Source organism: Longimicrobium sp., from assembly GCA_036377595.1.
Classification (GTDB): Bacteria; Gemmatimonadota; Gemmatimonadetes; order Longimicrobiales; family Longimicrobiaceae; genus Longimicrobium.
Map to the genome: position 1 here is coordinate 18,952 of DASUYB010000078.1, position 8,812 is coordinate 27,763.

Here is an 8,812-nt window from a genome sequence, read left to right on the forward strand (position 1 = left end):
GACGCAGAGGCGCGGAGGCGCGGAGGGAGGGGAGAGGCTCGTCTCCCGTCCTCCGCGCCTCCGCGCGAGACCGGTTGTGTTTTCGAAAATCGGCCGATCAGAGCTCGAGCCGGCGCTCCGCCTCGGATACGGCGGCGAAGAGCTGCTCGAACGAGTCCACCACGAACAGCACGTCCTGGAAGCGGTCGATCTCGAACTCCTGCGCGAACACCGCGTCCAGCGAGAAGGGCCGCCGGTCGCACCCGGGCCCCAGCGCGTTGGCCGCGTCGCCCGCCGAGGAGATCAGCCCGCTCCCGTACAACTTCACCGCACCAGGCTCGCGCACCAGCCCGAACTCCACGGTGAACCAGAAGAGCCGCGCCATCTTCGCCACGTCCTCGTCGCTTTCGGCTCGCGCCGCCACCGCGCCGAAGCGCTGCAGGAAGTCGGCGAACACCGGGTCGGCGTGCAGCGGCACGTGCCCGAACACGTCGTGGAAGATGTCGGGCTCGGGCAGGTACTCGAGCTGCTCGCGCGGGCGAACGATGACCGTGGTCGGGAAGCGGCGGTTCGCCAGGCAGGCGAAGAACTCGCGCGCGGGGATGAAGCCCTTCACCGGCACGGCGTTCCATCCGGTGCGCACTCCCAGCCGGCGGTTCACCTCGGCCAGGTCGGGGACGCGGTCGGCGCGCAGGCCGATGGCCTCGGCGCCGTCCAGGAACACGCGGCTGCCGTTGCCGCGCAGCTCGCGCATCCGCCGCTCGTACAGGAGCGACCAGACCTCGTGCTGCTCGGCCGTGTAGGCGTTCCAGTCCTGCGAGATGAAGATCGACGGATCCACCTCGGGAATCGCCTTGCGTCGCACGGGCGCGGGGGTCGCTTGCATGGGGTTTCTCGCAGGATGAAAACGGAGATCCGTCCCGCGCTCCGCGGGGATTCTCATCGCCGCCGGGCGCGGGCGCATTGCATCGTGACGCCGTTCACACCGCCCGCTCGGGAGATGTGTCCCGCAGCGGCGAACGAGAGGACACAAGAGTAGTCTGCAAACGTTAGCTTGGTCAAGCGTTTCGGCGGGGCTCCGTAGGCTGGAGACTCGGGTGGAGGCGTACCTCCTCCTGCTGCACGACGCCTGTCCGCCGTTCTCGCTCGAGTATGCGAAGGCCTCGTACCAGATCCGGAAACAGCAGGTCTCACGCAGAGCAGCAGAGGCAGCAGAGGTGAGTTCTCTGCTGCCTCTGCTGCTCTGCGTGAGGCAAGTCTTTTCCGGATTCGGGATCACGCGAGGGTCCTGCGTTCACCCGCCGACGACGGCGATGATGGGCTCGACCGGGCGGAAGAGCTCACGCGGCTCCGGCGGTGGCGTCGTCACCAGGCCGTGGTGCGCGCCACCGATACGGCGCGGTTATTCCGCGAACGAGATGTTGCAGCAGCAGTACGGGCCCTCGCCGGTGGGGCCGTTCTGACACGGGTCGCCGCACCACCGGCAGGTGTACTGCGTGTCACGTGACGGATCGTACCAGCACTGCTGCGAGCCCTCGCAGCCGGCGGCAACGGCATGGCCCTTCCACGCGGAGCCCGCGGTCATCCCGAGCACCGTCGCGGCCACGAAAAGCCAGCGTTTGGTTTTCATCTGCGTCTCTCCTTTCCAGCGGTGAGGTCACTCCGGATCGGTGCGTTCCTCGCCCGGTCGGCCCGCGCCGCCACCCTGGCCGGGCGGCAGCATCGCCTGCATCTCGACGGCGAACGAGCGGAGCCGCAGGTTGGTGAAGCGCCGGGGATGCGCGATCCCGCGGACCTCCCCGCCGCCGCCGGCCACCAGCACCGCGGGGGTGGCCGCCGTCCCGCCCCGCGCGAACACGCGTCCCAGCTCGCCTGCCACCACCGCCGCGTCGCGGAGCTTCTCGCGGCGCAGGAACGCGCCGACCTCCGCGGCGCCGGCCGTGTCGGCCCACACCACCAGCGGCACCCCCGCGCCGGCCGCGCGCCGCAGCTCGCGCAGCTGCCGGCCCAGGTCCTCGCACCGCACCACGTCGCCGCCGCGCAGCAGCACCAGCAGCGCCGGGCCGCCGCCGGCGCGCGCCGCGACGGTCGCGGCCGCCGCCGGGGCGAGCGTTCCCGTGAACGCCGCCGTCCCCGAGTCGTACAGCGCCTCCATCGCCTCGGGCGTGCGGGCGGGCGGGCGCGGCGCGGGGGCGGGCGCGGCGAGCGCCAGCCGTACGGCGCGCGCGGCGGTCCATCCCCCTGCCGCCAGCAGCAGCGCCACCGACAGGGGCGCCAGGCGCCGGAGCATGCGGTTCATCGGTTCCTCCCGCGCTCGGGGAGAAGGAGTCGCTGGACCACGTGCACGTCGCCCGCGGGCGAGCCGTAGGCCAGCAGGAGCGGGTTGTCCTCGCGGTCGCGCCCCAGCAGCGCGCCCTGCACCTGGCCGCGCGCCAGCGTGCGCACCGCCCCGCCGTTCAGCGCGGAGACCACCAGGGTGCCGCCCTCCAGCTGGTCCACCCCCTGCCGCGCGTCGTAGCGGACCAGCTGCACGGCCACCGTGGCGCTGTCGAGCGCCACCAGGTCGATGATGATGCGGTTCCCGTCCAGCACCGAGCGCCCGCTGCGGTCGTTGGGGCGGCCGCGGTTGCGCTTCAGCAGCGTCTTCGACGTCACCAGCGGCCGCTCGGGATCGAGCGGATGCACGGCCAGCGGACGCCCGGCGTAGTCGAACACGTACAGGCTGTCGCCGCCCACCAGCGCGGCGAACACCAGCCCGCCGCGCGCGTCGGCCAGCACGGCGGTGCGCTGGATCAGCTGCGGATCGCCCTCGAAGTAGCGGCGCCGGTTGAAGAAGCTGCTCACCAGCGAGCCGTCGGGGCGGACGAGCGCCAGCAGGTCGCTCTCCGGCGCCCCCATCGGGGTGCCGACCAGGAGGAAGAGCGAGTCGTCGACCACCCGCAGCGACCACGTCTTGGCCACCCCGTCGAACCGCACCGGAAGCGCGCGCGCGAACCGCCCCGAGGCGTCGAACACCGAGATCCGCGCGCCCAGGAAGTCGAACGCCGCCACCGAGTCGCGGTACGCCTGCGCCGTGGCCAGCGCCACGAACTCGCCGGGGCCGTAGCCGGGACGCCCGATGGCGCGCAGCCGCCGCCCGTCGGGGCCGTACGCCTTCACGTCCTTGTCGGAGCGGTCGGCCACCACGAACGCCCCGCGCGGATCGACCGAGAGCGCGATCGGGAGCGCCAGGATCGGCGCGGCGCCGTCGTTCAGCGCGACGACGGGCTGGGTCACCAGGGCGCGCGGGGTGGCGCGGCCGGGTGGGCCGGGCGAGGTGGCGAGCGTCTCGGGTGTTTCGGGCGCGCAGCCGGTGACGATGCCGGCAAGGAGCGGCAGGATGCCGAGGAGGAAGGGAACGGCGGCGGAACGTGGGCGGATGACCATCTGCGCACCTCCATCTGGGGATGGACGGATCTCGCGACGGCGCGTTGATATCGTATATATAGAGGCTCGTCGGAAGGATCAAGACTTTTTATCGTCTGATATTCAGCGTGGCCGTAGGCTGGGGAAACGTAAGAATCCCTGTCTCCCTGCAAGTACTTTATCGCCTTAACTATATGCAGGAGCTTGCTGTCCTGACGCCGACGAGTGCCGGCATTCAAACTTGGGGTCTACAACACAAATAGTCTGTAAAGATCATTCTCTTTGCTACAGAAGCTGTATCGGCTTGGGGAGGAATACCGGATTCCGGGATCAACTGTGCATTGGAGGAAGGAATGTCATTCCGAAGGCGCTGCGCCGACCTGTCCTCCACGCCGAAGCCGTGGCGCCTGAGGAATCTGTGGCCGGCTCCCGAGCCACAGGCCGCCTGTCGCTCGGACGCATCCCACAGATTCCTCGGGCGCCGCCTGGCATCAGCGCGATTGGAAGGTTCGGAGCAGCGGCGCCGCTCGGAATGACATCCGATCGGAATGCACAATCAATTGCGGCAGCCGGTAGAACAGGTCCCGAAGGGATTTGTGCTTGATCGGATGAGAGGGAACTACGCGGGTGCGGGGAGTGCGACTGCGGGGCGATCGATGGCGCGCCAGGCGTACCGTCAGCCGCCGCTGACGGCGGGGACGATGACGATGGTGCTTCGCGGCTCGACGGGCGTGCGCAGGCCGTCGAGGAAGCGGATGTTGTCGCCGTCGACGAAGACGTTGACGTGCTGGCGGAGCTCGCCGCGCTCGTTCATCACGCGGTCGACCACGCCGGCGTAGCGGCCGGCCAGCGCGTCGAGCGCATCGCCCACCGTCTCGCAGCGGTCCTCCAGCGTCACCTCCAGGCTCCCGCCGGCGAACGCCTGCAGCGCGCTCGGCAGCGCGATCGTGATCGCCATCTCCTTCGTCTCCTTTGACTTGCTCGATGTAAATTAGCCGCGAACCACCCGATGTCATCCTGAGGGAGGCGCCGCGCCGAACTCGCGTCTGCGTCGATGTCTGGCGCCGACCGAAGGATCCAACAGACCCCGCGGAGATGCCGGCTCGACGACGCGGACCTCGCGCATGCCGTCGCAAGATCCTTCAGGCGCGCAGGATTCCGTCCGGACGCCAGTCCGGTGCTCCGCGCCCTCAGGATGACACCGCGGCCCGAATTCCTGTCCCCCTACGATCCGTCGCGAATCACCGCGGCCTTCACGCAGACGATGGGCGGCAGCGCGTCGGCGATCTCCGTCCAGGTGTCGCCGTCGTCGGCGGAGCCGTAGAGCTTGCCGCTGCGCGTGCCGAAGTAGATGCCGGCGGGGTCGTGGCCGTCGGTGTCCATCGCATCGCGCAGCACCGTCTCGAACGCCTCCTCCTGCGGCAGGCCGTCGCCCAGCGGCTGCCAGCTCGCGCCCGCGTCGCGCGTGCGGTAGACGCGCAGCCGCGCGTCGGGGACCACGCGGAACTCGTCGGACTCCAGCGGCACGATGTACACGGTGTCGGGGTCGCGCGGGTGCATCACCATGGCGAACCCGAAGTCCGACGGAACGCCGTTGGCGATGTCGGTCCAGCTGTCGCCCCAGTCGTCGCTGCGGTACAGCCCCCAGTGGTTCTGCAGGAAGAGCCGCTCGGGGCGCGACGGGTGGTTCACCACCTTGTGCACGCACTGCCCGAACTCGGGGTACCGGTGCTCCTCCGGCAGGAACTGCGCCCTGACGCCCTGGTTGCGTGCGGCCCAGCTCCGCCCGCCGTCGTCGGTGCGGTAGAAGCCACCGGTGGAGATGGCCACACCCATCCGCTGCGGATCCGCCTCGTCGAGCACGATGGTGTGCAGACACAGCCCGCCGCCTCCCGGCATCCACTTCGGCCGGTGCTCATGGTTCATCAATCCCTCCACCGGCTCGAACGACTCGCCCGCGTCGCGCGATTCGAAGAGGCACGCGGGCTCCACGCCGCAGTAGACCACGTCGGGCTCGCTCTCCCGCCCCGGCCGCAGCTGCCAGATGTTGGCGAGCGCGAGGCCCGACTCCTCGGGAAAGCGCACGTTCTTGCGCTCGGGCGAGCTCCAGGTGGCGCCCAGGTCGTCGCTGGCGCGCACCACGGCGCCCCAGTGGAAGCTCTGCGTTCCCGCCAGCATCCGCCGCCGCCCGCCGCGCTGGTCGAACGCCAGCGAGTAGACCGTCTCGCCGCGGAAGTGCGGCCCCTCCATCCGCCACTCGCGCCGCGCGCCGTCGGCGCGGAAGAAGAACGCGCCCTTCATCGTGCCCACCATGAGCAGGACCTCGTCGGCCATCGGCGTTCTCCGGGTCAGGGAGATGGAGATCGGAACGCGGAAGCGGGGCTCGCGCACAGTGTAATGACCCCCATCCCGTCCGCCAAGGGGAGCGGGGTGAACAGGCGTGATGCGCGGGAGAGCCGTCGTTGCGTCGGAAAACGTGAAACATTAGTCTTCAGGCGAAGACAGGCCATCACGCGCCCTTTATTCTTCATCCGCCGTTCCCCTCCGTAGTCGGAAACCCACCTTTCCGGAGCCCCCATGATCTGCATTCCGCAGACGTTCCGCCTCGCGGCGGCGTCGCTCGCCATGCTCGCGTCGGCCGCCTGCGCGGACCGCAACCCCGCCGCCGCGCCGCCGGCGCAATCGCCCGGGCCCGCGCCGCTGGGCGCGCTGCGCTGCACGGTGGACGTGCGCGCGGGAACGCTCGCCTGCCGCGCCGCGCAGCCGGATGCCGCGCCGGGCGTGCGGGGCGCGGTCCTGGGGGGACAGGGATTGAACGTGCGGCTGGCCTCCAGCGGCACCAGCTACGATGCGGCCACGGAGATCCTCCGCTCCGACGTGACGGTGGAGAACCTCACCACGCAGATGCTGGGGACGGCGGACGGCCATCTCCCCGACCCGGCCGGCGTGCGCGTGTTCTTCGCCGCGGGGCCCGACGTGACCTCGGGGAGCGGGAGCGTGTCGGTGGAGAACGCGGACGGGATCGACGCGTTCACCGCGTCGGGGCAGCCGTACTTCCGCTACGCCGGCATCCTGGCGCCGGGCGACACCACCGCCCCGAAGGAGTGGCGCTTCGCGGTGCAGCCCACCGTCAGCACCTTCTCCTTCACCGTCTACGTGGCCGCGCCGGTGGCGCACGAGGGCGGCTGGGTGAGCCTGACGCCGCTGGCGCCGGCCATGAAGCCCGGCGCCACGCTGCGGATGAGCGCCGTGGTGCGCAACGTGGCGGGGCGCGTGGTGCCCGGCGCGAAGGTCGCCTGGTCGGTGACGGGGACCGACCCCGACGCGACCATCGATTCCACCGGGCTGCTGACCGCGCGTCAGGACGGCGGCATTCTCGTCGTCGCCGCCGCCACCACGTTCGACACCGCCACCGTGACGGTGTTCGTGATGAGCACGCCGTACCTGCCGCCCACCATCGCCTCGGTGCAGGTCGATCCCGCGCTGGTGGACGACGATGGCCTCGACTCGGTGACGGTGCGGGTGGCGGCCAGCGATCCGAACGGGGTCACGTCGGTCTCCATGTCGCTGGTGCCGCCGGGCGGCCCCTCGGTGGCGCAGAACTGCACCACCACCACCCCGGTCACGGGAACGCCGACGGCGGGCGTGTTCGCCTGCCGGTTCGGGTTCGCGCCGGGCTCGTCGGGCGGCGTGTGGCGGGTGGGCGAGGTGAGGGCGACCAGCCCCTACACCTCGCGCTTCCTGCAGGACTACGACCAGCGGTTCGCCGGCGCGTCCACGAGCGTGTACGTGCGCGGCCCCGTCTCCGACTACATCGCGCCCACGCTGCTCGACTTCACCTTCTCGCCCGACTCGGTGCGCACGGTGCTCGACACGGTGAGCATCGACGTGACCGTGGCCGACGCCGACACCGGGGTGGCCTCGGTGCGCACCGACTTCAGCGCCGGCGGCGCCCCGCCCACGATCGGGTGCGTCACCACGCAGCGGATCAGCGGGACCATCCACAACGGCGTGTTCCGGTGCCGGATGGCCGTTCCCGGCTTCGTCAGCAACACCCAGCTGACCGTGTTGTCGGTGCAGGTGCGCGACCGCAACAACAACGTCACGGAGCGGTCGGGCTACGACCTGGAGTTCGCCGGCTACCCCGTGCTGCTGAGGCTGCAGCCCGACACCATCACCCCGGTGATCACCGCGTTCTCCTTCTCACCCTCCACGGTGAAGGCCGACGGCGTGGACTCGGTGGTGGTCTCGCTCTCGGCCACCGACACGGCGTGGACCGGGGTGCGCCTGCTGGAGGCGGGCTTCCGCCAGGTGGGCAGCATGCTCGAGCGCAACTGCATCAACGCCTTCGTGCCGGCCACCAGCCGCACGGTGCGGTGCGCGCTGCGCTTCAACTCGCTCGAGCCGGGGCAGTGGCGGCTGCTGTACCTGCGCGCCACCGACAACGCCGGCGCCACGCGGACGATGGACGCCACGGCGGCGCAGGCGGCGGGGTGGCCGGTGGACCTCACGGTGACGCCCCCGTAGCAACGGCGTGCTGGTGATCGCGGCGGGAGATATGCATCTTTGCACGTGGGTTCCGCTGCATACGCCGGAAGGAGGGGAACCATGGTTCGTTCGTCCCACCACGCCCTGCCCGTGCTGGCCCTGGCCGCGCTGGCCGCCGCCGCGTGCGGCCCGCCGCCCGACCCGGATACCGATCCCGGACCGTCGATGCCGCCCGCCGCCTCGGCCGCGGCGCCCGCGAGCACCATCACCGCCGAAGACGTGAAGGACCTGCGCGTGGTCCGCGCCGAGGAACTGCTCGAGGGGCGCTTCGCCGGGGTGGAGGTGCTGCGGCTGCCGACCGGGGGGATCTCGGTGCGGATCCGCGGCACCACGTCGGTGGCGCTGAGCGGCGAGCCGCTGTACGTGGTCGACGGCATCCCCATCAACACGGAGCCGGGCGGCGCGCTGCGGTGGCTGAACCCGGGTGACGTGCAGAAGATCGAGGTGCTGAAGGACCCCGGCTCCACCGCCTTCTACGGCGTGCGCGGCGCCAACGGGGTGATCCTCATCACCACGAAACACTGACCGATCTCGCGCGAGAAAAGCAGGGGAGCAGGGGGCGATGCGTCGTCCCCCTGCTCCCCTGCGCTCGTTCTTCCGCGTTCCGGGCAGCTCGGCGGAGAACGCAGCCGGCGTGAAGCCATCGGAGGGATGAAGACGAGCAGGGCGCCGCGTGGGCGCCCTGCTCGTCCCTTTCGCATCATACCGGCTGCCGCAATTGATCGTGCATTCCGATCGGAATCGGATCGGATATCGGATGTCATTCCGAGTGGCGCCGCCGCTCCGGATCTTCAACCGCGCGGATGCCGGGCGGCGCCCGAGGAATCTGTAGCCTGCGTCCGAGCGACAGGCGACCTGTGGCTCGGAAGCCGGCCACAGA

8 protein-coding genes are annotated in these 8,812 nt (G+C 70.7%); 2 read left to right on the forward strand and 6 right to left on the reverse strand.

Annotated features, from left to right (window positions below):
- Positions 1–97 precede the first annotated feature (97 nt).
- From VF092_11125 to VF092_11150, 6 genes are all read right to left on the reverse strand, one after another.
- Complete coding sequence (locus VF092_11125) at positions 98–865, reverse strand: phenylalanine 4-monooxygenase (protein HEX6747834.1); 768 nt, start codon at positions 863–865, stop codon at positions 98–100.
- A gap of 516 nt (positions 866–1,381) precedes the next feature.
- Complete coding sequence (locus tag VF092_11130) at positions 1,382–1,609, reverse strand: hypothetical protein (protein ID HEX6747835.1); 228 nt, start codon at positions 1,607–1,609, stop codon at positions 1,382–1,384.
- 27 nt (positions 1,610–1,636) lie between these two features.
- A complete protein-coding gene (locus tag VF092_11135) occupies positions 1,637–2,278 on the reverse strand; it encodes a hypothetical protein (protein ID HEX6747836.1) in 642 nt (213 codons plus the stop codon).
- On the reverse strand, positions 2,275–3,405 hold the full coding sequence (locus tag VF092_11140; GenBank protein HEX6747837.1) for a hypothetical protein: 1,131 nt from the start codon (positions 3,403–3,405) through the stop codon (positions 2,275–2,277). Before VF092_11140 ends, VF092_11135 begins: the two co-directional genes overlap by 4 nt.
- Positions 3,406–4,060: 655 nt before the next feature.
- Positions 4,061–4,342, reverse strand: a complete 282-nt coding sequence (locus VF092_11145; GenBank protein HEX6747838.1) for a ubiquitin-like small modifier protein 1 — start codon at positions 4,340–4,342, stop codon at positions 4,061–4,063.
- 266 nt (positions 4,343–4,608) lie between these two features.
- Entirely contained in the window at positions 4,609–5,718 is a 1,110-nt protein-coding gene (locus tag VF092_11150; GenBank protein ID HEX6747839.1) for a hypothetical protein, read from the reverse strand.
- Positions 5,719–5,961: 243 nt separating this feature from the next.
- Here VF092_11150 and VF092_11155 point away from each other — a divergent pair, with 243 nt between their 5' ends.
- Both VF092_11155 and VF092_11160 read left to right on the forward strand, forming a co-directional pair.
- Positions 5,962–7,911, forward strand: coding sequence for a hypothetical protein (locus VF092_11155; protein HEX6747840.1), 1,950 nt, complete (start codon positions 5,962–5,964; stop codon positions 7,909–7,911).
- A gap of 81 nt (positions 7,912–7,992) precedes the next feature.
- The gene (locus VF092_11160; GenBank protein ID HEX6747841.1) at positions 7,993–8,457 is read left to right on the forward strand and encodes a TonB-dependent receptor plug domain-containing protein; all 465 of its coding nucleotides are present in this window, start codon (positions 7,993–7,995) and stop codon (positions 8,455–8,457) included.
- Positions 8,458–8,812: the final 355 nt, after the last annotated feature.